Source organism: Streptomyces sp. NPDC002276 (assembly GCF_053891435.1).
Genome location: NZ_JBSFCQ010000002.1, coordinates 590,221 through 614,138, shown reverse-complemented (window position 1 = coordinate 614,138; position 23,918 = coordinate 590,221). Strand labels below are relative to the sequence as shown.

The 23,918-nt window shown below is 69.3% G+C and carries 21 protein-coding genes; 6 read left to right on the top strand and 15 right to left on the bottom strand.

Features of this window, described 5'->3' with window-relative positions:
• Nucleotides 1–102 precede the first annotated feature (102 nt).
• Nucleotides 103–555, top strand: coding sequence for an ATP-binding protein (locus tag ACWIHT_RS07920; protein ID WP_262055831.1), 453 nt, complete (start codon nucleotides 103–105; stop codon nucleotides 553–555).
• A 90-nt stretch (nucleotides 556–645) separates the two neighbouring features.
• On the opposite strand, the gene ACWIHT_RS07915 is transcribed toward ACWIHT_RS07920, so the two are convergent.
• Both ACWIHT_RS07915 and fdxA read right to left on the bottom strand, forming a co-directional pair.
• Nucleotides 646–1,740: a bifunctional succinyldiaminopimelate transaminase/glutamate-prephenate aminotransferase gene (locus ACWIHT_RS07915; protein WP_456165545.1), complete on the bottom strand. Its 1,095-nt coding sequence runs from the start codon at nucleotides 1,738–1,740 to the stop codon at nucleotides 646–648.
• 174 nt (nucleotides 1,741–1,914) lie between these two features.
• Nucleotides 1,915–2,241: a ferredoxin gene (fdxA, locus tag ACWIHT_RS07910; protein WP_456165543.1), complete on the bottom strand. Its 327-nt coding sequence runs from the start codon at nucleotides 2,239–2,241 to the stop codon at nucleotides 1,915–1,917.
• A 139-nt stretch (nucleotides 2,242–2,380) separates the two neighbouring features.
• On the opposite strand from fdxA, the gene ACWIHT_RS07905 reads away from it, so the two are divergent.
• Together ACWIHT_RS07905 and ACWIHT_RS07900 are read left to right on the top strand one after the other, a co-directional pair.
• On the top strand, nucleotides 2,381–3,505 hold the full coding sequence (locus tag ACWIHT_RS07905) for a GNAT family N-acetyltransferase (protein ID WP_456165541.1): 1,125 nt from the start codon (nucleotides 2,381–2,383) through the stop codon (nucleotides 3,503–3,505).
• A gap of 17 nt (nucleotides 3,506–3,522) precedes the next feature.
• Nucleotides 3,523–4,380: a transglutaminase family protein gene (locus tag ACWIHT_RS07900; protein WP_456165539.1), complete on the top strand. Its 858-nt coding sequence runs from the start codon at nucleotides 3,523–3,525 to the stop codon at nucleotides 4,378–4,380.
• A 101-nt stretch (nucleotides 4,381–4,481) separates the two neighbouring features.
• Here ACWIHT_RS07900 and ACWIHT_RS07895 read toward each other — a convergent pair whose 3' ends face one another.
• The 8 genes from ACWIHT_RS07895 to ACWIHT_RS07860 form a co-directional block, all read right to left on the bottom strand.
• Complete coding sequence (locus tag ACWIHT_RS07895; protein ID WP_399114777.1) at nucleotides 4,482–5,096, bottom strand: response regulator; 615 nt, start codon at nucleotides 5,094–5,096, stop codon at nucleotides 4,482–4,484.
• Entirely contained in the window at nucleotides 5,093–6,310 is a 1,218-nt protein-coding gene (locus tag ACWIHT_RS07890; protein WP_456165537.1) for a sensor histidine kinase, read from the bottom strand. The genes ACWIHT_RS07895 and ACWIHT_RS07890 overlap by 4 nt, the downstream gene beginning before the upstream one ends.
• Nucleotides 6,307–7,038: an ABC transporter permease gene (locus ACWIHT_RS07885; RefSeq protein ID WP_359602636.1), complete on the bottom strand. Its 732-nt coding sequence runs from the start codon at nucleotides 7,036–7,038 to the stop codon at nucleotides 6,307–6,309. Before ACWIHT_RS07885 ends, ACWIHT_RS07890 begins: the two co-directional genes overlap by 4 nt.
• The gene (locus tag ACWIHT_RS07880; RefSeq protein WP_456165534.1) at nucleotides 7,035–7,961 is read right to left on the bottom strand and encodes an ABC transporter ATP-binding protein; all 927 of its coding nucleotides are present in this window, start codon (nucleotides 7,959–7,961) and stop codon (nucleotides 7,035–7,037) included. The genes ACWIHT_RS07885 and ACWIHT_RS07880 overlap by 4 nt, the downstream gene beginning before the upstream one ends.
• A gap of 193 nt (nucleotides 7,962–8,154) precedes the next feature.
• The gene (locus ACWIHT_RS07875) at nucleotides 8,155–10,728 is read right to left on the bottom strand and encodes a hypothetical protein (protein WP_456165532.1); all 2,574 of its coding nucleotides are present in this window, start codon (nucleotides 10,726–10,728) and stop codon (nucleotides 8,155–8,157) included.
• Nucleotides 10,729–10,878: 150 nt separating this feature from the next.
• Nucleotides 10,879–11,295: a DUF6113 family protein gene (locus ACWIHT_RS07870; protein ID WP_456165530.1), complete on the bottom strand. Its 417-nt coding sequence runs from the start codon at nucleotides 11,293–11,295 to the stop codon at nucleotides 10,879–10,881.
• Complete coding sequence (gene mshB, locus ACWIHT_RS07865) at nucleotides 11,295–12,155, bottom strand: N-acetyl-1-D-myo-inositol-2-amino-2-deoxy-alpha-D-glucopyranoside deacetylase (protein ID WP_456165528.1); 861 nt, start codon at nucleotides 12,153–12,155, stop codon at nucleotides 11,295–11,297. Before mshB ends, ACWIHT_RS07870 begins: the two co-directional genes overlap by 1 nt.
• 23 nt (nucleotides 12,156–12,178) lie before the next feature.
• Nucleotides 12,179–12,373: a hypothetical protein gene (locus tag ACWIHT_RS07860; protein ID WP_019058412.1), complete on the bottom strand. Its 195-nt coding sequence runs from the start codon at nucleotides 12,371–12,373 to the stop codon at nucleotides 12,179–12,181.
• Nucleotides 12,374–12,575: 202 nt separating this feature from the next.
• Here ACWIHT_RS07860 and ACWIHT_RS07855 point away from each other — a divergent pair, with 202 nt between their 5' ends.
• A complete protein-coding gene (locus ACWIHT_RS07855) occupies nucleotides 12,576–14,699 on the top strand; it encodes a prolyl oligopeptidase family serine peptidase (protein ID WP_456165526.1) in 2,124 nt (707 codons plus the stop codon).
• 151 nt (nucleotides 14,700–14,850) lie between these two features.
• On the opposite strand, the gene ACWIHT_RS07850 is transcribed toward ACWIHT_RS07855, so the two are convergent.
• From ACWIHT_RS07850 to ACWIHT_RS07830, 5 genes are all read right to left on the bottom strand, one after another.
• Entirely contained in the window at nucleotides 14,851–15,936 is a 1,086-nt protein-coding gene (locus ACWIHT_RS07850) for an ABC transporter ATP-binding protein (RefSeq protein ID WP_456165524.1), read from the bottom strand.
• Nucleotides 15,929–16,903 carry an ABC transporter ATP-binding protein gene (locus ACWIHT_RS07845; protein WP_456166019.1) on the bottom strand — a complete coding sequence of 325 codons (975 nt, stop codon included), beginning with the start codon at nucleotides 16,901–16,903 and terminating at the stop codon, nucleotides 15,929–15,931. Before ACWIHT_RS07845 ends, ACWIHT_RS07850 begins: the two co-directional genes overlap by 8 nt.
• A gap of 162 nt (nucleotides 16,904–17,065) precedes the next feature.
• Entirely contained in the window at nucleotides 17,066–18,046 is a 981-nt protein-coding gene (locus ACWIHT_RS07840) for an ABC transporter permease (protein ID WP_456165522.1), read from the bottom strand.
• Entirely contained in the window at nucleotides 18,039–18,962 is a 924-nt protein-coding gene (locus ACWIHT_RS07835; RefSeq protein ID WP_456165520.1) for an ABC transporter permease, read from the bottom strand. The genes ACWIHT_RS07840 and ACWIHT_RS07835 overlap by 8 nt, the downstream gene beginning before the upstream one ends.
• 6 nt (nucleotides 18,963–18,968) lie before the next feature.
• Complete coding sequence (locus ACWIHT_RS07830; protein ID WP_456165518.1) at nucleotides 18,969–20,606, bottom strand: peptide ABC transporter substrate-binding protein; 1,638 nt, start codon at nucleotides 20,604–20,606, stop codon at nucleotides 18,969–18,971.
• A gap of 450 nt (nucleotides 20,607–21,056) precedes the next feature.
• Here ACWIHT_RS07830 and ACWIHT_RS07825 point away from each other — a divergent pair, with 450 nt between their 5' ends.
• Complete coding sequence (locus ACWIHT_RS07825) at nucleotides 21,057–22,082, top strand: ABC transporter permease (protein ID WP_456165516.1); 1,026 nt, start codon at nucleotides 21,057–21,059, stop codon at nucleotides 22,080–22,082.
• 93 nt (nucleotides 22,083–22,175) lie between these two features.
• Nucleotides 22,176–23,906 (top strand): ABC transporter substrate-binding protein, encoded by a 1,731-nt coding sequence (locus tag ACWIHT_RS07820; protein ID WP_456165514.1) that lies wholly within the window; start codon nucleotides 22,176–22,178, stop codon nucleotides 23,904–23,906.
• The last annotated feature ends 12 nt before the right edge of the window (nucleotides 23,907–23,918 follow it).

Here is a 23,918-nt window from a genome sequence, read left to right as displayed (position 1 = left end):
ATGCGACGCATTGCCAACTCTTTACGTTGGCGCTCCGCAACCTTCGCGCGCTTCGAGCGGTAGTCACTGCGTCCGAGCCCGGAGATCAACACAAGGAGCATCATGTCCCTCCCCCTGACCCGCCGGATCGCCCGTGCCGCGCTGCTCGTCGCAGCGGGAGCGGCAGCCGGGGTCGGTGCGGCCGGCTCCGCCAGTGCGGCCCCCTCCCTGCCGGCCACCCCGAACCTGGGCGCGTTGACCGCCCTGGACGGGGCGAGCGTCGGCAACACGGTCGACGGCGCGAGCCAGAACGTCACGGGGGTCGCCGGCAAGTCCGGTGGCCAGACGCTGGAGAAGGCGGTGCCGGCCGCAGGCAAGACCGGCGGGAAGGTCGCCAAGACGGTGGCTCCGGCCGCGCAGCACGTCGCCGGGGACACGGCGGGGCAGGCGGGTGGCCTGCTCGGCGAGACGGCGAAGACCGCGACGGCGGGTGGCGGGTTGCCGACCGACGCGGTCACCAAGGGTGGGCTGCCGACGGCTCAGGAGCTGCCCCTCAAGGGTCTGCCGCTCGGCTGAGCACCCTGCGTTGAAGGGGTCCAGGGAGTTCCCTGGGCCCCTTTTCGCGTTGCTTTTCGGCTTACCGCTGGTGAGGGCTGCAAAAGACTTTCAGCTGAGCCTGTTTACAGCTGCCCTTACTCGCTCGTCCGTTGCCGTCAGCGCTACTCGTACGAAGTTCTCGCCCGCCTCGCCGTAGAAGTCGCCCGGTGCCACCAGGATGCCGAGGTCGGCGAGGTGGGCCACCGTGTCCCAGCAGGACTCGTCCCTCGTCGCCCACAAGTAGAGGCTGGCCTCGCTGTGTTCGATGCGGAAGCCGTGGCCGGTCAGCGCTTCGCGCAGCAGTGCGCGGCGGGCCTTGTAGCGGTCGCGTTGTTCCTGGACGTGGGTGTCGTCGCCGAGGGCCGCCACGACGGCCGCCTGGGTCGGGGCCGAGGTCATCATGCCGCCGTGCTTGCGGATCTCCAGGAGCGGGCGCAGGACCACCGGGTCGCCGGCCAGGAACGCGGCGCGGTAGCCCGCCAGGTTGGAGCGCTTGGAGAGGGAGTGGACGGCGACGATGCCGTCGTAGGAGCCGCCGTTGACGTCCGGGTGCAGGACCGAGACCGGGTCGGCCTCCCAGCCGAGTTCGAGGTAGCACTCGTCGGAGAAGACGAGGACGTCGTGCTCGCGGGCCCAGGCGACGGCCCTCGTCAGCTCGTCCTTGCTGAGCACCCGGCCGGTCGGGTTGGAGGGCGAGTTGAGCCACAGGAGCTTCAGGCCCTCGGGGTTCAGGGTGGTCGGGTCGTCGTAGACCTCGTAGTCCGCGCGGGCCAGGCGGGCGCCGACCTCGTACGTCGGGTAGGCGAGGCGGGGGTAGGCGACGCGGTCGCCCGGGCCGAGCCCCAACTGTGTGGGGAGCCAGGCGACGAGTTCCTTGGAGCCGACGATGGGGAGGACGTGGTGGTGGGTGACGTCCCGGGCGCCGAGGCGGCGTTCGACCCAGCCGGTGAGCGCGTCGCGCAGGGCCGGGGTGCCCCAGACCGTGGGGTAGCCGGGCGAGTCGGCCGCGTCGATCAGGGCCTTCTGGATCAGATCGGGGACCGGGTCCACCGGGGTGCCGACCGACAGGTCGACGATGCCGCCCGGGTGCGCCGTCGCCGTCTTCTTGTACGGCTCCAGCTTGTCCCAGGGGAAGGTGGGGAGGCGGTCGGTGACTGCGGACACGGTTACTCGCTCACTTTCTTCGATGCGACCGGTGCGGCCGGTGCGGCAAGGTGCGATCGGTACACCGGGTACGCCGGGTGCGCCCGGTACGGCAAACGCCTCGGTCCCGTAGGGCGCTGATCGGGCGTGATCAGGCCGTACGGGACCGAGGCGGCGCGTCTGTGCGGGCCGCTCTTACTCGCTCGCGTTCTGCGGCGGCAGCGCGGCGACGAAGGGGTGGTCGCGCTCGATCAGGCCCAGCTTGCTGGCGCCGCCCGGGGAGCCGAGCTCGTCGAAGAACTCGACGTTCGCCTTGTAGTAGTCCTTCCACTCCTCAGGAGTGTCGTCCTCGTAGAAGATCGCCTCGACCGGGCACACCGGCTCGCAGGCTCCGCAGTCGACGCATTCGTCCGGGTGGATGTACAAGGACCGGGAGCCCTCGTAGATGCAGTCGACCGGGCACTCCTCGATGCACGCCTTGTCCTTGACGTCGACACAAGGCTGCGCGATGACGTAGGTCACGCTGTCGTTCCTCCTCGGTAGGGCGCTGGCGGGCCCCGTTGGCTCCGCCGCCAGGCGCGCTGGAGCGCGGCGTCGTCCATGCCCGCACCTAGTATCTCCGTTCCGGGGCGTGATCCATACAGGAGGGGTGAACTGACCTGTGGAAATCTCTGCGGCCGGACGTCTTGAGGTCCGCATCACCGCCGCTGACGTGGGCAAACGGGTGTCCGTCAGGTGCTTGACAGGTGCTGAAGACACGACGGAGAAGTTCACCGACACGGTGGGCGTTCTCACATCATGGGACAGCGGTGTGCTGACGATCACACGGAAAGGTGGGGAGTCCGTGCATATTTCGGAATCCTCGCTGATGGCGGGCAAGGTCGTACCGGCCGCTCCGGCCCGTCGGCGGGGGCCTTCGGCGACGTACCGGGAGTTGGCTCAGGTCTCCGCGCGCGGCTGGCAGCCCGTGGAGAGCGAGCGGCTCGGCGAGTGGGAGCTACGCGCCGCCGCCGGATTCACCCGCCGCGCCAACTCCGTGCTCCCGCTCGGCGATCCCGGTCTGCCTCTCGACACGGCGCTCACCGCCGTACGACGGTGGTACGGCGACCGCGGCCTGCCCGCCTACGTCCAGACCGCGACCGGCGCCGAGGGCACGCAGGAGCTGCTCTGTGCCGAGCTGGAACGGCGCGGCTGGACCCGTGAGGTGACGGCCGAGCTGTGGGTCGGGGCGCTGGCCCCGATCGCCGACCGGGCCGACCCGGCCGGGGCAGCCCTCTCCCGGGCTGCCGACGACGCGTGGCTGGCCCGCTATCAGCGCAAGGGGGTGAGTGAGGTGGCCCTGAAGGTGCTGGGCGGCGGACCCTCGGTGTGGTTCGCGACCGTGCCCGGGGAAGGTGCCGAGCCCGCCGCGATCGGGCGGTGCGTCGTCGACGGGCGGTGGGCCGGTTTCGCCGCCGTCGAGGTCGATCCTGCGCTACGGCGGCGGGGGCTGGCCTCGCTCGTCATGGCCGCGTTGGCCTCGCGGGCGCTGGCGGAGGGCGCGTCGGCCGCGTGGCTTCAGGTCGAGACGGACAACGCGGGGGCGCGGGCCCTGTACTCCGGGATGGGGTTCGCGGCGCATCACGCCTACCACCACTATCGCGAGCCAGCCCCGACCGATGACAGCGGTGACACCGGTGGCATCGGCCGCGACGGTGACATCGGTGACATCGGCCGCGACGGTGACATCGGTGACATCGGCCGCGACGGTGACATCGGTGACATCGGCCGCGACGGTTCGTCGTGAGGGAGTTCGAGTTCGCCATGCCCGTTCCCTGTCCCTCTCCCCCGTCGCCCGAGCGGTCGGCGGACGTACGTGCCTGGTTCGCCGAGGAGGCGCGGTCCGAACGGCCCGATCTGACCACGCTGTGCCTGCTGGTGGGGGCGACGGCGGACGGGGCGCTGGACGACGCGGGCATCGACGCGGCGCAGCTCGAACTCGACCGGCTGGCCGGGCAGTTGCCGTACCGCCCCGGCGGGCCCTCCGCCTGGGCGAACGCGCTGCGTCAACTCCTCGGTGTCCGCTTCGAGTTCCGCGGTACGCCCGGCGACTACCAGCGGCTGGGGTCCTCGCTGCTGCACGAGGTGCTGCGGCGGCGGCGCGGGTTGCCCATCCTGCTGTCCGTGGTGTGGATGGAGGTCGCCCGGCGGGCGGGGGCACCCGTGTACGGGGTCGCCCTGCCGGGGCACTTCGTGGTGGGGTTCGGACCGGCGGAGGAACAGGTGCTGGCCGATCCGTTCGACGGGGGGCGGGTGTTGTCGGGCGGCGATGCGGAGTTGCTGGTCGCGGGGGCGACGGGCGCTTCGCTGGAGCCCTCGATGCTTGTGCCCGCGGCGCCGCTGGAGGTTGTTTCGCGTGTCCTGAACAACGTCCGGGCGTGGGCCGCGGCTCGGCCGGAACGGTCGGATGTCGCCCTGTGGGCCGTCGAGTTGGCGTTGCTGTTGCCCTCGCATTCGGCTCGGTTGCGGTATGAGCGGGCTCAACTGCTGGTTGAGCGGGGGGATTTCCTCACGGGGGCGGCCGAGTTGGAGGCGTATGCGGAGGTGGTGGCGGTGGTGGATGAACCTGCTGCTGATCGAGTGCGGGGGCAGGCGCAATCAGCTAGGGCCAGGCTGAACTGAGCTGGCGAGTGCGGTGCGTTGGGGCTGGTCGCGCCCACGCGGCGGAGCCGCAAATCGATACAGCCCCGCGCCCTTAGAAGAATCGGGCCTGGCGTGCGTTTTTACAGCCAGCCCTTTTCCCTTGCCGCCCGCACCGCCTCCGCCCTGTTCCTCACCGCCAGTTTCTGAATAGCCGTCGAGAGGTAGTTGCGGACCGTCCCCTGGGACAGGTGAAGGGCCTTTGCCAGTTCGGCGTTCGTCGAACCGTCCGCCGCTGCCCGCAGGACCTCGCGCTCGCGGTCCGTCAGTGGGTTGGCGCCCTCTGCCAGCGCCGCCGCCGCCAGCGTGGGGTCGATGACACGCTCGCCCGCCAGCACCTTCCTCACCGCTTCCGCCAGTTGGGCCGCCGGGGCGTCCTTCACCAGGAACGCGTCGGCGCCCGCCTCCATCGCGCTGCGGAGGTAGCCGGGGCGGCCGAAGGTCGTCAGGACCACCAGTTTCACCGCGGGCAGCGACTTGTGGACCTGGGCCGCCGCCTCGATGCCGGTGCAGCCGGGCATCTCGATGTCGAGGAGCGCCACGTCCACCGCGTGTTCCCGGGCCGCCGCCAACACCTCGTCGCCGCGCGCCACTTGGGCGACGACCTCGATGTCGTCCTCCAGACCGAGCAGTGCGGCCAGTGCCTCGCGGACCATCGACTGGTCCTCGGCGAGGAGGACCTTGATCGTACGGCTCATGCGGGCGATCCTACGTCCGCCGATGCGACCGGAACGCCCGCGGGCACCCGTGCGACCAGCCGGAAGCCGTGTTTGAGGCGGGTCGTCTCCAGGGAGCCGCCGACCTTGGCGAGGCGTTCGGTGAGGCCCGTCAGACCGTTGCCGGGGCCCTTGCCGGAACCGCCCGAGCCGTTGTCCTCGACGGAGAGTTCGAGCATCGGGCCGTCGAGGGTCTGGCGTCGGATCAGTTCGACGACGCAGCGCTGGGCGCCGCTGTGCCGTACGACGTTGGTGATCGCCTCGCGCAGGGCCCAGGCGAGGGCGGACTCGCTGTCCTCGGGGACGTCGGTGAGGTCCGGTTCGGCGGGGAGGTCGGCCGTGACGCCGGCCGCCGTCAACGCGACCTGGGCGCCCGCGAGTTCGCCGGGGAGGCGGGGGCGGCGGTAGCCGGTGACCGCCTCGCGGACGTCCACCAGGGCCTGGCGGCTGACCTGTTCGATGTCGGCGACCTGCTGGGCCGCCTTGTCGGGGTGGTCGGGGAGCATCCGCCCGGCCAACTCGCTCTTCAGGGTGATCAGGGAGAGGGAGTGGCCCAGCAGGTCGTGCAGGTCCCGGGCCAGCCTCAACCGCTCCTCGTTCGCGGCCAGTTGGGCGACCGTGGCCCTCGCCTTGCGCAACTCGACCGTCGTGCGCACGAGTTGCCGTACTCCCGTCATGGAGTAGCCGATGAGCAGCACCACCAGGAACAGGCCCCAGGCGTCGTCCAGGTCGTGGGCGTGCCAGCCGGTCAGCATCATGGCCGCGGTGGTCAGCGGGATCGTCCAGTACGCGGCGCGCAGCGGGAGGGCCACCCCGCAGGAGACGGAGACGTAGACGAAGAGGCCGATCCAGGAGCCGCCGAGGGTGAGGGCCAGGGTGGTGGCGAGGACGCCGAGCAGGGCGACCAGGGCGGCGACGGTCCAGCCGGCGTAGGGGCGGCCCATGGTGCGGAAGACGACGGCCAGGTAGGCCGCGACGAAGGCCGTCCAGCCCACCCAGCCGGCCGCCGTGGCCAGGGTGGTGTGGCGGCCGGACGTCAGATCGTGCACCGGCGCGCTGAGGAAGACCAGCCATGGCACCACCCACACCAGCTTGCGCATCGCCTCGGAACGGTTGCGGGGCGGCTGGCCGATCCGCACCAGCCGGTCCGCCCGGGCCTCCTCCTCTGACCGCGGGTCCTCCGTCATCGCGCTCACGCCTTCAGCGTGTCCTTCCGGTACAGCCAGGCCGCCCCGCCCGCGAAGAGCGCGAAGTAGACGACGAGGAGGGTGATGTCCTTGGCGTGGGGCGACCGGCTCTGCTCGATGGCCTGCCCCAGCGCAGCGTACGCGTGCGTGGGCAGCCACTTCGCGATGTCCTGGAGCCAGGTCGGGAAGGTCGTGGACGGGAACCAGAGGCCGCCGAGGATGGACAGTCCGAAGTAGACGATCATCGTGATCGGGCGGACCGCGTCCCCGGAGGCGAGGTAGCCGATGGCGACTCCGAGCGCGGCGAAGACCAGGCTGCCGGCCCAGATCGCGCCGGTCAGCGCGAGCCACTGCCAGGCCTCCAGCCGTACGTCCTTCAGCACGGCGGCGACGATGAACACGACCACGATGGACGGCAGGCTGACCACGGCGGCGCTGGCGGTCTTGGCGAGGACGTAGCCACGCCCGGGCAGCGGGGTCAGCCGCAACTGCCGTACCCAGCCGTTCTCCCGCTCCTTGGCGATGCGCTCGCTGTTGCCCATCAGGACGGCGGTCAGGGCGCCGAAGGAGGCCATGGAGACCATGACGTACTTCGCGATGCTCAGGCCGGTGCCGTCGACCGTGCCCGTCTGGTTGGAGACCAGCAGGAAGATCACCGAGGGGTAGATCACCGAGAAGAACAGGAACTTGCGGTTGCGCAGGGCGCGGGTGAGTTCCAGTTTTATCAGGCTGTTCATGACTGCTTGGCCTCCTCGGCGGTGGTGATGGCGACGAAGGCCTGCTCCAGGCCGAGTCCGGCGACTTCGAGGTTGCGGGGGTAGACGCCGAGGCCGTAGAGCGCGTGGACGGTCGCGTCGGCGTCGGTGGACTGGATGCGGATCGTGGAGCCACTGATGTCGATGGTGGTGAGGAAGGGCAAGGACCGCAGCGGTGCCTCGTCGATCTCGCCGTCCAGGTCGAAGGCGATCCGGCGGGCGCCCGCCTTCGCCTTGATCTCGGCGGAGGTGCCGTCGGCGAGCAGTCGGCCGCGGTGCAGGACCAGGACGCGGTCCGCGATGGCGTCGGCCTCTTCGAGGTAGTGGGTGGCGAAGAGGACCGTACGGCCCTGGTCGGCCTGTTCGCGCATGGTGGCCCAGAAGGCCTGCCGGGCGGAGACGTCCATGCCGGTGGTCGGCTCGTCGAGGACGATCAGATCGCTGTCGCCTGCGGTCGCGAGGGCGAAGCGGACGCGCTGCGCCTGGCCTCCGGAGAGCTTGTTGACCTTGCGGTCGGCGATCTGGGCGATGCCCGCGCGGGCGATCACATCGGCGACCTTGTACGGCTTGGGGTGCAAGTCGCAGGCCAGCTTGACCAGTTCACCGACCGTCACCTCGTCCATCAGCCCGCCGCTCTGAAGCATCGCGCCCACCCGCCCGGCGACGATCGCCTCACGGGGGCTGGTGCCGAAGACGCTGACCTTGCCGGTGTCGGCCTGCTTGAGGCCGAGGAGCAGATCGAGGGTGGTCGACTTGCCCGCCCCGTTCGGACCCAGCAGGGCCACCGTCTCCCCCGGGTGCAGCACGAGCGACAGTCCGTCGACGGCCCGGACGTCGCCGTAGCTCTTGCTCACCTGGTCGAACCCGACCACCGGGGTGGCGGTGGTCGCCGCTGTTGTCGTCATGGCACCCATCGTCGCCGCCGGGAGCCGGTCCCCGGCAGTGTCGGCGGTCCGGTGTCGCGCATGACAGATGTCATGTCGTACGACCGAGGAGATGCCATACGCCGAGGGGGATGCCATACGCCGAGGGGGATGCCGAACGCCGAGAGGGCACCCGGCGCTGTGCCGGATGCCCCCTCGGTTCTTCGAGCGTGCGCTAGTTGGGGGTCGTGTCGATGATCCCCACCCGGTTGGTCTTGCTGATCAGGGCACCGCGCAGGGCGAGGTAGACCTCCTGCGGTGTGACGGCCGTCTTCTGGCCGGTGGCGCGGGTGATCTTGACGTCGTCGAAGAGGTTGCCGTAGAGGTCCTTGAGGGCGGCCAGGTCGGGGCTGTCGGTGAGCTTGCCGTTCACGGCCTTGACCTTGAGGAACTTCCACAGGGAGTTCTTCGGGCTGAGCAGCAGCGTGACGCCGGTGTCCGTCTTGACCGTGGCGAAGCCGGACATCGCGGGTTCCGCGAAGGCCTTCATCTCGCGGTCGACCTCGGCGTTGGTGATCGTCGGCTGCTTCGTGGTCGTCGGGACCGTCACCGTGGTGGCCGTGTTGGTCTCCACCTCGGTGCGGTACGCCTCCTCCACGGCCGTGACGGAGCCCGCCGCGTCGATGGCCTTGCCCGCCTTGCCGTAGACGGCGACCGCCTTGCCCGACGTGAACTGGATCGTGCCCTCGGTCACCGCGCCGGCCCCGGAGCCGCCGAGGTTCGTGAGGGCGGCCTGGAGCTTCTCCTCGTCGGTCGGCATCTCGGGCTGGACGACCCGGTGCTGGCCGAAGAGCGAACCGATCACGGAGACCGGGTTGTAGTCGCTGGTGGCGGCCTTGCTGACGGTGGTCGCGAAGTCGAACTGCAGCCCCGCCTGGTCCGGCTTCAGCGAGACCGTCTTGCCGCCGACCGACAACTTCAGCGGCTTGTTCACGCGGTCGCCGAACGCGTCGTCGAGCTTCTTGACGGCGTCGTCACGGGTACCGCCGCCGATGTCGACGCCGAGCACGGTGGTGCCCTTGGGCACGTCGGTGTGGTTCATCAGCAGCCCGGCGCAGTAGGCACCGCCCCCGATGACGATCACGCCGACGGCGAGCAGGACCAGCTTGCTGCGGCCCTTCTTCTTTTTCTTCGCCGCGCTCTTGCCCGCGTTCTTGCCCGCGTTCTTGCCCGCGTTCTTGGCGGCGGGCGCGCTCTGTGCCGAGCCGGGCTCGGGCAGCTTGGGGGGCGTGTGCGGCAGCGGTCCGTCCGGGTGGGTGCCCGTGCCGAACGGCGCGGTGCCGTTGCCCGGGACGACCGGCATCCCGCTGGTGACGGTGTGTCCGGAAACCTGGTCGGCGGGAGCGCCGTAGCCGGACATGCCGGGCCCGGGGGCCAGCTGCTGCGGGGTGAGGATCGCGGTGTCGTCGCTGAGTCCGCCGCCGGGGATCATGCCGGGGAGACTCGCACCGCCGGCCGTGCCGGGACCGCTGAGACCCATGGCGGGGCCACCAGTGCCTGCGCCGGGACCACCGGGGCCTGCGCCGGGACCACCGGGACCGGGACCGCCCTGGCCCCTGCCGCGTCCGCCGTGTCGGCCGGAGGGCGCGCCCGGGCCGCCGGGGCCGTTGGCCGGGCCGCCCGGGCCGTCCGCGTAGCCGATCGGCGCGCCGGAGGCACCCGGTGCTCCGCCCATGGGGCCGGGCGGCAGCATCAGACCGTCGCCGGTGACCGGGCCGCCGGTCGGGCCCGCGGGACCTTGAGGGCCGCCCGGACCGCCGTGCCCGTTCGGGCCGTTGAAACCGCTGGGTCCACCGGGACCGCCCGGGCCGCCGGGGCCCATGCCCTGGCCGTCGGGTCCGGGGAACTGCTCGATGTGTGCGCCGTGACCGTTGGTCCCGGTTCCGGGGAAACCCTGGCCGTTCGTGTCGGGGTAGCCGCCCTGGGCACCCTGGCCGCCGGGCCCGGGGAAACCGCCCTGCTGGCCGCCGCCCTGGACACCCTGGCCGTTCTCCGAGAAGTACGGCAGGTCGTCGCGGCGCGGTTCGCCGGGGCCGCCGTTCGGACGGGTGCCGTTGCCCAGCGAGCCCGCCGCCAGCGCCTCGGTCACGTCGAAGGAGCCGGTGCCGCCGCCGTGCCCGGGGGCCACGGGTCCGCCGCCGGTGGCACCGGCGAACCCGGCACCGTTCGTGGAGCCGTTGGCCCCGCCCGGCCGGGAAGCGCTCGGCAGGCCCATCGCTCCGACGACACCGCCGGGCCGGCCACCGGTCGGCCGCGTACCGCCGGGCGTACCCGCGGGCGGGGCGCTCGGGTTTCCGGCGGCCGAACCGCCGGGAATTCCGGCGCCGTTGGTGCCGCCACCGCCCGGACCGCCCTTCGCGGGGCCGGACTTGCGTGGCGCGAACCAGTCGCTGGTCTTCTCCTCGGGCGTGGGCAGGGCGAGTTCGGCGGTCGGTTCGACGACGCCCGTGGGCAGCGCGGAACTCGGCAGCTGTGTCTCGGCGGTCATGGACCCGTCGGCGGACTCGCTGTCCGCGACGGGCGTGCGCACGACGACCGGTGGAATGGGCCGCGATCCGGGGATGTTGATCCGGATCCGGGTCGTCAGCGTCGTCTCGGTCTTGCGTTCCTCCGGCTGCGCGGCCGAACGCCCCGCATCCGTACGGTCGTCGGAAGCCGCCGGCGTCCCGTACGGCGGGGTCCCCGAGGGGTAAGCGGCTCCGCCGCGCCCGTCGGGCCCGGAGGACGGAGTGTCAGTTTCACGACTCAAGGCAGGTTCTCCCGGTTGGCTCCGCCGCCCGACACCCACGGGCGACTCGGCGGCGCGCACCACCATACTGGCCACTTCTTGGCGGTATCCCACGGCCGCTGGGGAAACCCACACCGGACTCGCACGCGCGCGTCACCGCGAAGTGGTACGTCACTTGCCAAGTCGGACGTCAGGGCTGCTTGGTTGCCGCCCCAAACCCAACGTGGCGCAGATCACAGCTAGAGCCATTCCGCCGAGCAGGAAGAGGTAGGAACCGACTCCCGCGCCGAACAGGAAGTCGCCCTCCGGACGGCTGGCGGTGAGCAGAATGACGGCGATCATCCAGCCGGCCGCGGGCGCCACCGCCCCGCCTCTCCCGCCGACCGCTCTCGCCCCGCCGAGGAAGAGTCCGCCCGCTCCGGCGAGCGCGAGCAGCAGCCCTCCGGGGAACCAGCCGCCCTGCACCAGCGCCCCCGCCGCCCCGACGACCGCGCCGAGCACGAAGAGCCCGAGGTAGGCCAACACCCTTGGCCCGGAAGGCCGTTGCAGCGGCTGGGCGAGCAGACTCACACCGTTGTTCGCACTCATCACAGGCCCAGCCCTTCGAAGAGGTCGGTCTCGGGCGCCGGGCCGCCGGCCTCGCCCTGGACCAACTCGTAGTACTCGGTGGTGAGGATCGGCTGCGCGAGGTAGTTGGAGAGCACGAAGTACGGCTCGTCCGGGGCGACTTCGATCTGGGTGGCGTGCGCGCGCATCGCGGCGGTCTTGGCGGCGGCGTGGGCGCTGCCGTCGATCACGGTGGTGATCCGCTCGTCGTCCACGACACCCGGTACGTCGTCCACGGCGGCGGTCTCGGCGAAGGGAAGCTCCGGCAGCGCGTCGCGTAGCCGTGCGAAACCCTCCTCCACGACGGTCCGGGGCACGCGGTTCCAGTAGACCTTGGCGATCGACTGCCCGGCGTCGGCGGCGAGTTGGGCGGCCCGCATGGCGACGCGGTGGGCCTGGACGTGGTCCGGATGGCCGTAGCCGCCGTCGGGGTCGTAGGTGACCAGGACCTGCGGGCGTACCTCGCGGATCACCTCAAGGAGGTACTCGGCGGCCTCGTCGACGTCGGCCTGCCAGAAGCAGTCGGGGTCGTCGTTGTCCGGGGTGCCCATCATCCCGGAGTCCTGGTAGCGACCCGCGCCGCCCAGGAGACGAAAGTCACCGACTCCCAGCTCGCCCATCGCGGCCCCGAGCTCGACCGCCCGGTGTTTCCCGAGCGCGGCACCCGTCAACTGCCGCAGCTCGGGCGGGATGACCTCGCCGCGCTCACCGAGGGTGCACGTGATCAGCGTCACGTGCGCACCCTCGGCCGCGTACTTGGCCATGGTCGCGCCGTTGTTGATCGACTCGTCGTCCGGATGCGCGTGCACCAGCAACAGACGACGGGTGGGCGGTTCGGTCATGTGCCCACCCTAAAGGGGGGCCGTCAGAACTTGATGCTGCCGATCATGCTCGCGATGTTCGTCGTGAGATCGCTGATCGTGGGCGCGATGGTCGAGGAGGCCAGATAGAACCCGAGGAGGACACAGACGACCGCGTGTCCGCCCTTCAGCCCTGATTTCTTGACCAGAAGGAAGACGACGATCGCCAGCAGCACCACCGCCGAAATCGAGAGTGCCACGGCGGCTCACCTCCAATGATCCCAGGGACTAGGGGGGTCGGACTATGGGGGCAATGGATCCATGGCGTGGATCCGTAGAGCAAATCCATACAGCAGCCAGCAGGTTCATACCCACGCAACGCCAGTGATCATAACTATCCGCGCTCGCGCATCGCGCGGCGCACAGCCGCACAAGGGGGCGCATGGCCAATATGGTCGGGGCATGACGACCGAGGCTGACTCCTTCCCCCGACGGCACGCCCGCACCCAGCGGTTCACGCTCGGCGCGCCGCGCGCTCTCAGCGTGGCGCCCGATGGTTCCCGGGTCGTGTTCCTGCGCTCCTCCTCCGGCACGGACCGCGCGAACTCGCTGTGGGTCCTCGACCCGGCGGGCGGCGAGGAGCGCGTCGCGGCCGACCCGAGCGCCCTCCTGGGCGGCGCCTCGGAGCACCTCTCGACCGAGGAGCAGGCGCGTCGCGAGCGGGCCCGCGAGGGCGGTGCGGGGATCGTCGGCTACGCCACCGACAGCGCGGTCGAGTTGGCGTCTTTCGCCTTGTCAGGGCGGCTTTTCACGGCCGAGTTGCAGACCGGCACGGCACGTGAACTCACCGTCCCCGGGCCGGTGATCGACCCCCGCCCGGCCCCCGACGGACGGCACATCGCCTATGTCACCGGCGGCGCCCTGCGGGTCGTGGGAGCCGAGGGCGAGGACGACCGGGCGCTCGCCGAGCCGGAGTCGGATCAAGTCACCTATGGGCTGGCCGAGTTCATCGCGGCCGAGGAGATGAGCCGTAACCGCGGCTTCTGGTGGTCGCCGGACTCGGACCGGCTGCTGGTCGCCCGCGCTGACGACACGCCGGTGCGGCGCTGGTGGATCGCTGACCCGGCCCACCCGGAGCGCGAGCCGCGGCGGGTCGCGTATCCGGCGGCGGGGATGGCCAACGCGGAGGTACGGCTGTATGTGATCGCGTTGAACGGGGTGCGCACGGAGGTCGTCTGGGACCGGGCGCGGTACCCGTATCTGGCGCGAGTGCACTGGTCAGCGGCGGGTGCGCCACTGCTGCTCGTGCAGGCCCGGGACCAGCGCAGTCAGCTGTTCCTGGCCGTGGACCCGGACACCGGGGCGACCCGGATGGTGCACGCCGACGAAGATCCAGTTTGGCTTGATCTTTTCCCCGGTGTGCCGTGCTGGAGCCCCTCCGGGCGGCTCGTGCGGGTCGCCGACGAGGGGGGCGCCCGGGTGCTCGCGGTCGGCGAACGCCTGCTCACCGGACCGCAGTTGCACGTCCGCGCGGTGTTGGACGTCTCGGACGACAATGTGCTGGTCGCGGCCTCGGCGGGCGAGGACGCGCCCGCCCCGGAGATCGGCGAGGTGCATGTCTACCGGGTCAGCGAACTCGGCTTGGAGCGCGTCTCGCAGGAGCCCGGCGTGCACTCGGCGGTGCGCGCCGGGGGCGTGACCGTACTGCTGTCGGCGGTGCCGGACCGGCCGGGCACGCGGGTCCAGGTGCTGCGCGAGGGCAAGAAGACGGTGACGATCGCGTCGTACGCCGAAGATCCGGGAATGTCCCCGCGCATCACGTTCACCGAGGGGGGCGCACGGCGCGTCCCGTGCGCCCTGCTTATGCCACGGGACTACGACGGCGCCGGCCCGCTCCCGGTTCTGCTGGACCCGTACGGCGGTCCGCACGGTCAGCGGGTGGTCGCCGCGCACAACGCGCACCTCACCTCGCAGTGGTTCGCCGACCAGGGTTTCGCGGTGCTCGTCGCCGACGGCCGGGGCACACCGGGCCGCTCACCGGCGTGGGAGAAGGCGATCAGGGACGACATCGCGGCGGTCGTCCTGGAGGACCAGATCGACGCGCTCCAGGCGCTCGCGGCCGACTTCCCGCTCGACCTCGGCCGGGTCGCGATCCGAGGCTGGTCGTTCGGCGGCTACCTGGCCGCCCTCGCCGCGCTGCGCCGCCCCGACGTCTTCCACGCGGCGGTCGTCGGCGCACCGGTCACCGACCTACGCCTGTACGACACCCACTACCAGGAGCGGTACATCGGGCACCCGGCGGAGCAGCCCGAGGTCTACCGGCGCAACTCCGTGATCGACGACGCGGGCCTGGTGGACGCGGCGGAACCGCACCGCCCGATGCTGATCGTCCACGGCCTCGCGGACGACAACGTGGTGGTCGCCCACTCCCTGCGCCTGTCCTCGGCCCTGCTCGCGGCCGGCCGCCCGCACGAGGTGCTCCCCCTCTCCGGGGTGACGCACATGACCCCGCAGGAGGCGGTCGCGGAGAACCTGCTGCTCCTGCAACTGGACTTCCTACGGCGTTCGTTGGGCCTCGCCCGCTGACAACGGGCAACGGACCGGGGCGACATGGCGCGCCCCGGTCCGTTTACGGCACCCGCACGGCCGTACGTTGTTCAGGTTGACGCGTCCGTATATCGAGATCGGGTCGGCCGAGTTGCCTGCGTGTTAACGCGGTTGATACCTGTTTGCCCCCTTATTCCGCCCCATTCCCAAGATCGTCCGTCGGTTCCGCAGGGGTCTCGTCCTTCGGTACGACCGTCTTCTCCTCCGCGAAGTGACAGGCCGAGTCGTGGGCCGTGGGCCCGCTCGCGAGCCGGAACTCGGCCGGTACGGCGAGCAGCGGCACCTCAAGCGAGCAGCGTTCCTGGGCCTTCCAGCAGCGGGTGCGGAAGCGGCAGCCGGACGGGACGTTCGTCGGGGACGGCACGTCGCCGGACAGGATGATCCGCTCCCGGTGCTCCCGCGCGTCCGGGTCGGGCACCGGGACGGCGGACAGCAGCGCCTGGGTGTACGGGTGCGTCGGGTGGTCGTAGATCTGCTCGTCGCTACCGATCTCCACGATCCGGCCGAGGTACATCACCCCGACCCGGTCCGAGATGTGCCGGACGATCGACAGGTCGTGGGCGATGAAGACGTAGGAGAGGTCGAACTCGTCCTGGAGGCGGTCGAGGAGGTTGATGACCTGGGCCTGTACGGAGACGTCGAGCGCGGAGACCGGTTCGTCGGCGACGATGACCTCGGGGCGCAGCGCCAACCCCCGTGCGATACCGATGCGTTGGCGCTGGCCGCCGGAGAACTGGTGCGGATAGCGGTTGATGTACTCGGGGTTGAGCCCGACCACGTCCAGCAGATCCTGAACTCTCTTGCGCCGGTCGCCTTTCGGCGCCACCTCGGGATGGATCTCGTACGGCTCCCCGATGATGTCGCCGACCGTCATCCGGGGGTTGAGGGAGGTGTACGGGTCCTGGAACACCATCTGGATGTTGCGGCGGGCGGCCTTCAGGGCGCGGCCGGACATCTTGCTGATGTCCTCGCCCTTGAACTTGATCGAGCCTTCGGTCGGCCGCTCCAGATTGACCAGCATCTTGGCAACAGTTGATTTGCCGCAGCCGGACTCCCCGACGATGCCGAGGGTCTCTCCTCTGTTGAGCGTGAAGTCGACACCGTCGACGGCCTTGACGGCACCGACCTGTTTCTTGAACAGGATGCCCTGGGTCAACGGGTAGTGCTTGACCAGTCCGGTCACTTCCAGGATCGGCTCAACTGTTGACTCAACCATTGAGGCACTCCCTCCAGAAGTGACAGGCGCTGCCCCGGTGTTCGTCCACCTCGTGCAGGGGTGGTTCGTCGGTCCGGCACACGTCCTGGGCCATCGGACAGCGGGGGTTGAAGGCGCAGCCGGGCGGGATGTGCATCAGGTTCGGCGGCAGGCCCTTGATGGCGTAGAGCTCCTGGCCCTTCTGGTCCAGGCGCGGGATGGAGTCGAGCAGACCGCGGGTGTACGGATGTGCCGGGGACTTGTAGATGTCGTGGACGGGGGCGGACTCGACGATCCGCCCGGCGTACATGACGGCGATCTTGTCGGCCACGTCGGCCACGACTCCGAGGTCGTGGGTGATGAGGATGAGCCCCATGTTGAGCTCGCGCTGCAACTCGGCCAGCAGGTCCATGACTTGGGCCTGGACGGTGACATCGAGGGCGGTGGTCGGTTCGTCGGCGATGATGAGGGCCGGTTCGAGGGCGAGCGCCATCGCGATCATGATGCGCTGGCGCATACCGCCGGAGAACTGGTGCGGGTAGTCGCGGACGCGCTCCTTGGCGGCCGGGATCCGCACCCGCTCCATCAGCTCGACGGCCTTGGCGCGCGCGTCCTTCCGCGACATCCCCCTGTGCACGACGAACATCTCGCCGAGCTGGTCGCCCACGGAGAGCACGGGGTTGAGCGAGGACAGCGCGTCCTGGAAGATCATCGCCATCTCGGCACCGCGGACCTTGCGCCGTTCCTCTTCCTTGAACTTCAGCAGATCCTTGCCCCGGAAGAGGATCTCCCCGCCGGTGATCTTCCCCGGCGGCACATCGAGAATCCCCATGACAGCCTGCGCGGTCACGGACTTCCCGGACCCCGACTCCCCCAGCACGGCAAGGGTCTCCCCCTCGTCCACGCTGTAGTTGACCCCGTTGACGGCCTTGGCGACCCCGTCCCTGGTCCTGAACTCCACGTGCAGATCCCGCACTTCGAGCAGCACGACGCCGGTCACCTCACCTTCGCATCAGGGGCACCGCACACAGCGCCGCCGAACACACCGACCCCGACCGCGCCTCGGGCCGCCCCTGCCGGAGCACACCGAGCACCCGACCCACCCGGCAACTCCCGCCCCACACCACGCACTTCCAGCGTCAGCACGCCGTCACCTCAACTTCGGGTCAAGGGCGTCGCGTACCGCGTCGCCGAGCATGATGAACGCGAGGACGGTGATCGCGAGGGCTCCGGCCGGCCAGAGGAGCATGTGGGGGGCGTTGCGGATGTAGGCGGAGGCCGAGGAGATGTCGATGCCCCAGCTGACCGTGGGGGGCTTCAGGCCCACGCCGAGGTAGGACAGGGTCGCCTCCAGGGAGATGTACGTGCCGAGCGCGATGGTGGCCACGACGATCACCGGGGCGACCGCGTTCGGGGTGATGTGCCGTAGCAGGAGGCGGGAGTTGGAGGCGCCGAGGGCTCGCGCGGCCTGGACGTAGTCGTTCTGTTTGGCCGTGATGACCGAGCCGCGGGCGATGCGGGAGATCTGCGGCCAGCCGAGCAGCACCATGAAGCCGATGACCGGCCAGACCGTGTTGCTGGTGACCACGGAGAGTAGGACCAGGCCGCCGAGGACCACCGGGATCGCGAAGAAGATGTCGGTGAGGCGGGACAGGATCGAGTCCCAGATTCCGCCGAAGAAGCCCGCGAGTCCGCCCAGCACCGAGCCGAAGATCGCGACGCCGAGTGTGGCGAGGACGCCGACCGTCACCGACGTACGGGTGCCGTAGACCGTGCGCGTGTAGACGTCGCAGCCCTGGCCGTCGTAGCCGAAGGGATGGCCCGGCTGGGAGCCCTCCTGGGCCTTTGCGAGGTCGCACTTGAGGGGGTTGCCTGAGGCGATCAGGGACGGCCAGAGGGAGATGACGATCAGGAAGAGGATGACGAGCGCGGAGATGATGAAGACGGGGTTGCGGCGCAGGTCCCGCCAGGCGTCGGACCAGAGGGAGCGGGGCTTCTCCTGGGGGCCCGTGCCCTGCGGTCCCCCAGGGGTCTTCTCCAGGGTCTCCGCCTCGCTCGTGGCGAGGTCCATCGCGCCGCCCATGCCGGTCCCGGCGATGGCGCGCTCCGGTTCGAACGGCTGCTCAGGCATAGCGGATCCTCGGGTCGAGTACGGCGTAGAGGAGGTCTACGAGGAGATTCGCGACCAGGAAGACCAGGACGAGGATCGTCACGAAGCCGACCACGGTCTGCGTGTTCTGCCGGACGATCCCCTGGTAGAGCTGGAAGCCGACGCCGTGGATGTTGAAGATCCGCTCGGTGACGATCGCGCCGCCCATCAGGGCGCCGATGTCGGTGCCGATGAACGTGACGACCGGGATGAGTGAGTTGCGGAGCAGGTGGCGGATGATCACTCGACGTCTCGGCAGGCCCTTCGCGACCGCGGTACGGACGTAGTCGGAGCGGCGGTTCTCCGCGATGGACGTCCGGGTCAGCCGGGTGACGTAGGCGAGTGAGACCGAGGCCAGGACCAGCCCGGGCACGATCAGTTCGCTGAACGTCGCGTCCGTGGACACCGACGGCTTGATCCAGCCCCACTCCACGCCCAGCAGCAGTTGCAGCAGCAGACCGGTGACGAAGGTCGGGATGGAGATGACGATGAGGGTCAACAGCAGCACGCCGGTGTCGATCGGGCGGCCGCGCTTGAGGCCCGTGATCACCCCGAGCGCGATGCCGACGACGACCTCGATGACGATCGCCACGACGGTCAGCCGGATGGTGACGGGGAACGCGGTCGACATCAGCTCGGTGACCTTCTGGCCGTTGAACGCCGTACCGAAGTCACCGGTGAAGACGTTCCCCATGTAGGTCAGGTACTGCTGCCACACGGGCTTGTCGAGGCCGAACTCCCGCTTGAGCTGGGCGGCCGTCGCCGGGTCGCACTGCCGGTCTCCGCACAGGCCCGCGATGGGGTCGCCCATCACGTTGACCATCAGGAAGATCAGCAGGGTGGCGCCGATGAAGACCGGGACCATCTGCAGCAGACGCCGGACGACGTACCGTCCCATGCGGGCTCAGCCGACCTTGATCTCGTTGTACACGGGGACGCTGAACGGGTTGAGCGCCACGTTGGAGAGCCGCTCCGAGTAGCCCGCGCTGCCGTTCTGGTACCAGAGCGGGATCGCGGCCATGTTGTCCCGGACGACACCCTCGGCCTGCTGGAAGAGCTTGATCGCCTTGCCGGTGTCGGTCTCCGCGTTGGCCTGGTTCACGAGCTTGTCGAAGTCCTTGTTGGACCACTGGCCGTCGTTGGAGGAGGCGTTGGTGTAGTACAGCGGCTGGAGGAAGTTCTGGATGAGCGGGTAGTCCATCTGCCAGCCGGCCCGGAACGGCCCGGTCATCTTGTGCTGGCCGATCTGGTTGCGGAAGTCCGCGAAGGTGCCGACCGGGTTGCCGACGCACGCCTTGTCGTTGCCGAGCGCGTTGTTGATGGAGTTGCACACGGCGTCCACCCACTCCTTGTGCGAGCCCGTGTCCGCGTTGTACGTGATCTTGACCTGGCCGCCGGGGATCCCTCCGCCCTCCTGGACCAGCTTCTTGGCCTCGGTCGGGTTGTATTTGCAGGCGTCCCCGCAGAGCCCGTCCTGGAAGCCGCCCGCGGTGCCGAGCACCGGTGAGGTCCAGTCGGTAGCGGGGGTGCGGGTCTTCTGGAAGATCGTGGTGGTGATCTGGTCCCGGTTGATCGCCATGGACAGCCCCTGGCGGACCTTGTCCGAGCCGCTCTTGTTCCAGTTCTTGTCGTAGTACGGGAACGCGAGGGTCTGGATGATGCCGGCGGGCGTGTTGATGTACCGGTCGCCGAGGTCGCTCTTGACGTTCTTGAGCTGCGAGGCCGGGATGTCGTCGACGAGGTCGAGGTTGCCGGCCATCAGGTCGGTGTAGGCGGTGTTGTTGTCGGTGTAGACCTTGAGGGTCACGCCACCGTTCTGCGCCTTGTCGGCGCCGGTGTAGCCGTCCCACTTCTTGAGCTCCATCTGCGAGCCCTTGGTGTAGGAGGAGATCGTGTACGGCCCGTTGCCGACCGGCTTCTTCACCCAGGCCGCGTGGTCGGAGAAGAACGTCGACGGCAGCGGGGAGTAGGCCGCGTAGCCGAGGGTGTCCGGGAACGTGGAGAACTTCTGGGTGAGCTTGATCGTGAAGGTGTCGGTGCCGGTGACCTTGAGCCCGGAGAGGGTGGTCGCGGACTGCGAGCCGCTGTCGGGGTGGACCTTGTCGTAGCCGTCGATGTACCCGAAGAAGTACGCGTTCTTCTGGTTGTTCTTGAGGCTGGCGCCGTAGTTCCACGCGTCGACGAACGACTTGGCGGTCACCGCCTCGCCGTTGCTGAACTTCCAGCCGCTCTTCACCGTGACCGTGAAGTTCTGCGAATCCGTGGTCTCGATCTTGTCGGCGAGCATGTCCTCGGCCTTGCCGGTCTTCGGGTCGTACCGCTTCAGGCCGCGGAAGACCATGTCGAGGACCTTGCCGCCCTGCACCTCGTTGGTGTTGGCCGGCTCCAGCGGGTTCTGCGGGTCTCCCCAGGAGGCACTGAGCACCGCGCCGCCGTCACCGCCGCCGCTGCTGCTGCCCCCGCCGCTGCCCCCACAGGCGGTCGCCGCGAGGGCTACCGCCGCCGCGCAAGCGGCCCATTTGGCGTGCGTGGCTCCACGCATCGAGTGCCTCCTCAGGCAAGCCGGTCCAGATCGATCCGTTACCGGCCAATATCGACACAAAAAGGAGAACATCGCCTTTGGGCCCACCCTTTCGGGGTACCTCCGACCCCCGTTCGGACGATCCTCGGCATAGCGCACAATGGGTCACCGCGAAGCGATGCGGAACCGTTGGATCACGACGCCCCGATGTACGCATTCCGATACAGGGACGTCCGCATATCGAACCCATTGCCCGTTTCGCACGTTTGGCCCGACATAAAACACGGGCCGATCACGGCGCGCTACCCGCGTAGCTACGGAACGATCAAGCAGACGTAAAATAGGTAAAGAGAAGCACAAGTCGCCCCAGATTTTATTGACCCTGCATGAATTGCGTTGAAAAAGTCCGGCGTAGCCCGTAGGGAGTGCCCTGCGGAGTCTTATCGGACCCGCCCTTGGGCCAGGAGCATCATGACCCCCCCAACCCCATCCGCGGCCCCGCTTGAGGTGACCGACGAGAGCGACGAGAAGTCGATCACTTCTCCCGACTCGAAGGCCGGCGAGAGCAGGTCCCCGGGACAGCTCGCGTGGCGCCGCTTCAAGCGTGACCGTACGGGCGTCATATCGGCGATCATCGTGATCTTCTTCTTCGCGATCGCGCTGGCCGCGCCGCTGATCTCGAAGCTGTACGGGAAAGATCCGTACACGACGTACGCGAGCCAGGACCCGAGCCTGCTCGACGCCTTCTCGTACCCGGCGGGCGCGAACGGCGGCATGAGCTCGCAGTTCTGGTTCGGCATCGAGCCGCAACTGGGCCGCGACGTCTTCACCTTCCTGATCTACGGCATCCGGACCTCGCTGGGCATCGCCCTGGCCGCCACCCTGCTCACGACCGTCGTCGGTGTCGTGGTCGGTGTGACCGCGGGCTATGTGGGCGGCAAGACCGACTACATCGTCGGCCGGATCATCGACATCGTGCTGTCGATCCCCTCGACGCTGTTCATCATCGCCTTCATGCCGGTGGTGTTCGGGCTGTTCGTCGCCGCCGACGACAACGTCCCGACCTGGCTGCGGGCCGTCGCGATCATCCTCATGCTGTCGCTCTTCGGCTGGGCGTCGATCGCCCGTCTGCTGCGCGGCCAGGTACTCGGCCTGCGCGAGCGGGAGTTCGTCGAGGCCGCCAAGGTGACCGGAGCGTCACCGGCGCGCATCGTGTTCAAGGAACTGCTGCCGAACCTGTGGACCCCGATCCTGATCCAGTCCACGCTCATGCTCCCGGCCTACGTGACCGCGGAGGCGGGCTTGGCCTTCCTCGGTGTCGGCATGATCGACCCGACCCCCGACTGGGGCGTCATGATCCAGCGGGGCGCCCAGTTCTACACCCAGGACTTCACCTTCATGCTCTTCCCGGGCCTGGCCATGGTGATCTTCGTCCTGGCGTTCAACCTGCTCGGCGACTCGGCGCGCGACGCGCTCGACCCGAAGTCCAAGCGCTGACCCTCTCTCATCTCCGGTCCGGTCAATGTCGTCCGGCTGGTCCCGTCCCACCCATAAGGCAGGGCTACTGTGTCCTTTTCCCGTAGAAACTTCATGATCGCCACCGGTGTGGTGGCCGCGTCGAGCTCGGTGCTGACCGCCTGTGGCGGCGGCAACTCGACCTCGAAGACCAAGGTCCCCTCGGTCGGCAAGGCCAAGCAGAGCAAGATCGCGGTCGGCACGAAGGCCGACTCGACGGGCCCCGCCCCCGAGGTCGCGGGCGCGGTCAAGGGCGGGACGATCTACGGGCTCGACCAGTTCGACATGGACCACCTGGACCCGGCGCAGATCTACGTCTCCACCGAGATCCTCATCACCACGCCGATCATGCGCGGCCTGACCGGTTACAAGCTCGACTCCAAGGGCGGCGCGACCCTGGTCGGCGACGTGGCCACGGACGCGGGCACCGCCAAGGACGGCGGCAAGACCTGGTCGTTCACCATCAAGGACGGCATCAAGTGGGAGGACGGCTCCGACCTCTCCATGGACGACGTCCGCTGGACCTTCGAGCGCCTCTTCGCCTCCTTCGTCACCGAGGGCCCGCGCTACGTCCAGCAGTTCCTGGTCGGCGGCGACAAGTACACGGGTCCCTACGAGGGCAAGAACCTCGACTCCATAGAGATCGACGGCAAGACCATCACCTTCCGCCTCAACCAGGCCCGCGGTGACTTCAACTTCACGCTCGCCGAGCGCGCGTACTCCTTCGTGAAGAAGTCGAAGGACACCAAGGAGAAGTACGACAAGCAGCCGTTCTCCTGCGGCCCGTACAAGATCTCCGCCCGTGACGTCGGCAAGTCCCTGACGTACACCCGCAACGAGCACTGGGACGCGGCGACGGACCCGATCCGCAACGCCTACCCGGACAAGTACCTCTTCCAGTTCGGCTTCGAGCTGCTGGCCTCGACCGACCGCTACATCGCGGACAAGGGCAACGACCAGTACACGATGTCGATCTTCAACGAGGTCGCCCCCGAGCGGATCGCCACGGTCCTCACCAACACCAAGCTCAAGCAGCAGGTGCTCACCGCGGTCGACACGGTCACCTACTACTGGCCGATCAACACCACCCGCATCACGGACGTCAAGGTCCGTCAGGCCATCAACTACGCCTGGCCGAACCAGCAGTTGCAGACCATCCGCGGCGGCGCGTCCACCAGCGAGATCGCCACCACGATCTTCTCCCCGGTGACGCCCGGCTACACGGACTTCGACCTGTACGGCAAGACCACGAAGCCCGGCGGCGACCCGGTCAAGGCCAAGGCCCTCCTGAAGGAGGCCGGCAAGGTCGGACAGAAGCTGGTCATCGCCTACCAGACGTCGGACAACGCGGTGAAGCAGGCCGTGGCGATCAAGAACGCGCTGGAGGCGGCCGGCTTCACGGTCGTGAACAAGCAGATCGACAAGTCGACCTTCTACACCCAGATCGGCAAGATCGACAACCAGTACGACCTGTTCGCGGCCGGCTGGAGCCCGGACTGGCCGGGCGGCTACTCGGTCTTCTACCCCTGCTGGGACGGCGACAACATCGGCGACGGCCGCAGCAACTACGCCCAGCTGAAGGACACCGGCGTCGACAAGGCCATCGCGGCGGCCTCCCTGATCACCGACGCGGACGCGGCCAACAAGGCCTGGGGCGCGATCGACAAGCAGGTCATGGAACTCGCGGCCTGTGTCCCGGACTACCACGCCATCCGCAACTGGATGCACGGTACGAAGGTCGGCGGCTTCGTCTACGACGCCGGCAACACCGGCATCGCGCTCACGAGGCTCTACGCCAAGGCATAGGCGCCACGCGGC

Coding starts and splice junctions, on each gene's coding strand:
- ACWIHT_RS07920 (WP_262055831.1), top strand. CDS start 103: ATGTCCCTCCCCCTGACCCGCCGGATCGCCCGTGCCGCGCTGCTCGTC.
- ACWIHT_RS07900 (WP_456165539.1), top strand. CDS start 3,523: ATGCCCGTTCCCTGTCCCTCTCCCCCGTCGCCCGAGCGGTCGGCGGAC.
- ACWIHT_RS07895 (WP_399114777.1), bottom strand. CDS start 5,096: ATGAGCCGTACGATCAAGGTCCTCCTCGCCGAGGACCAGTCGATGGTC.
- ACWIHT_RS07885 (WP_359602636.1), bottom strand. CDS start 7,038: ATGAACAGCCTGATAAAACTGGAACTCACCCGCGCCCTGCGCAACCGC.
- ACWIHT_RS07880 (WP_456165534.1), bottom strand. CDS start 7,961: ATGACGACAACAGCGGCGACCACCGCCACCCCGGTGGTCGGGTTCGAC.
- ACWIHT_RS07870 (WP_456165530.1), bottom strand. CDS start 11,295: ATGAGTGCGAACAACGGTGTGAGTCTGCTCGCCCAGCCGCTGCAACGG.
- mshB (WP_456165528.1), bottom strand. CDS start 12,155: ATGACCGAACCGCCCACCCGTCGTCTGTTGCTGGTGCACGCGCATCCG.
- ACWIHT_RS07855 (WP_456165526.1), top strand. CDS start 12,576: ATGACGACCGAGGCTGACTCCTTCCCCCGACGGCACGCCCGCACCCAG.
- ACWIHT_RS07850 (WP_456165524.1), bottom strand. CDS start 15,936: ATGGTTGAGTCAACAGTTGAGCCGATCCTGGAAGTGACCGGACTGGTC.
- ACWIHT_RS07840 (WP_456165522.1), bottom strand. CDS start 18,046: ATGCCTGAGCAGCCGTTCGAACCGGAGCGCGCCATCGCCGGGACCGGC.
- ACWIHT_RS07835 (WP_456165520.1), bottom strand. CDS start 18,962: ATGGGACGGTACGTCGTCCGGCGTCTGCTGCAGATGGTCCCGGTCTTC.
- ACWIHT_RS07830 (WP_456165518.1), bottom strand. CDS start 20,606: ATGCGTGGAGCCACGCACGCCAAATGGGCCGCTTGCGCGGCGGCGGTA.
- ACWIHT_RS07825 (WP_456165516.1), top strand. CDS start 21,057: ATGACCCCCCCAACCCCATCCGCGGCCCCGCTTGAGGTGACCGACGAG.
- ACWIHT_RS07820 (WP_456165514.1), top strand. CDS start 22,176: ATGATCGCCACCGGTGTGGTGGCCGCGTCGAGCTCGGTGCTGACCGCC.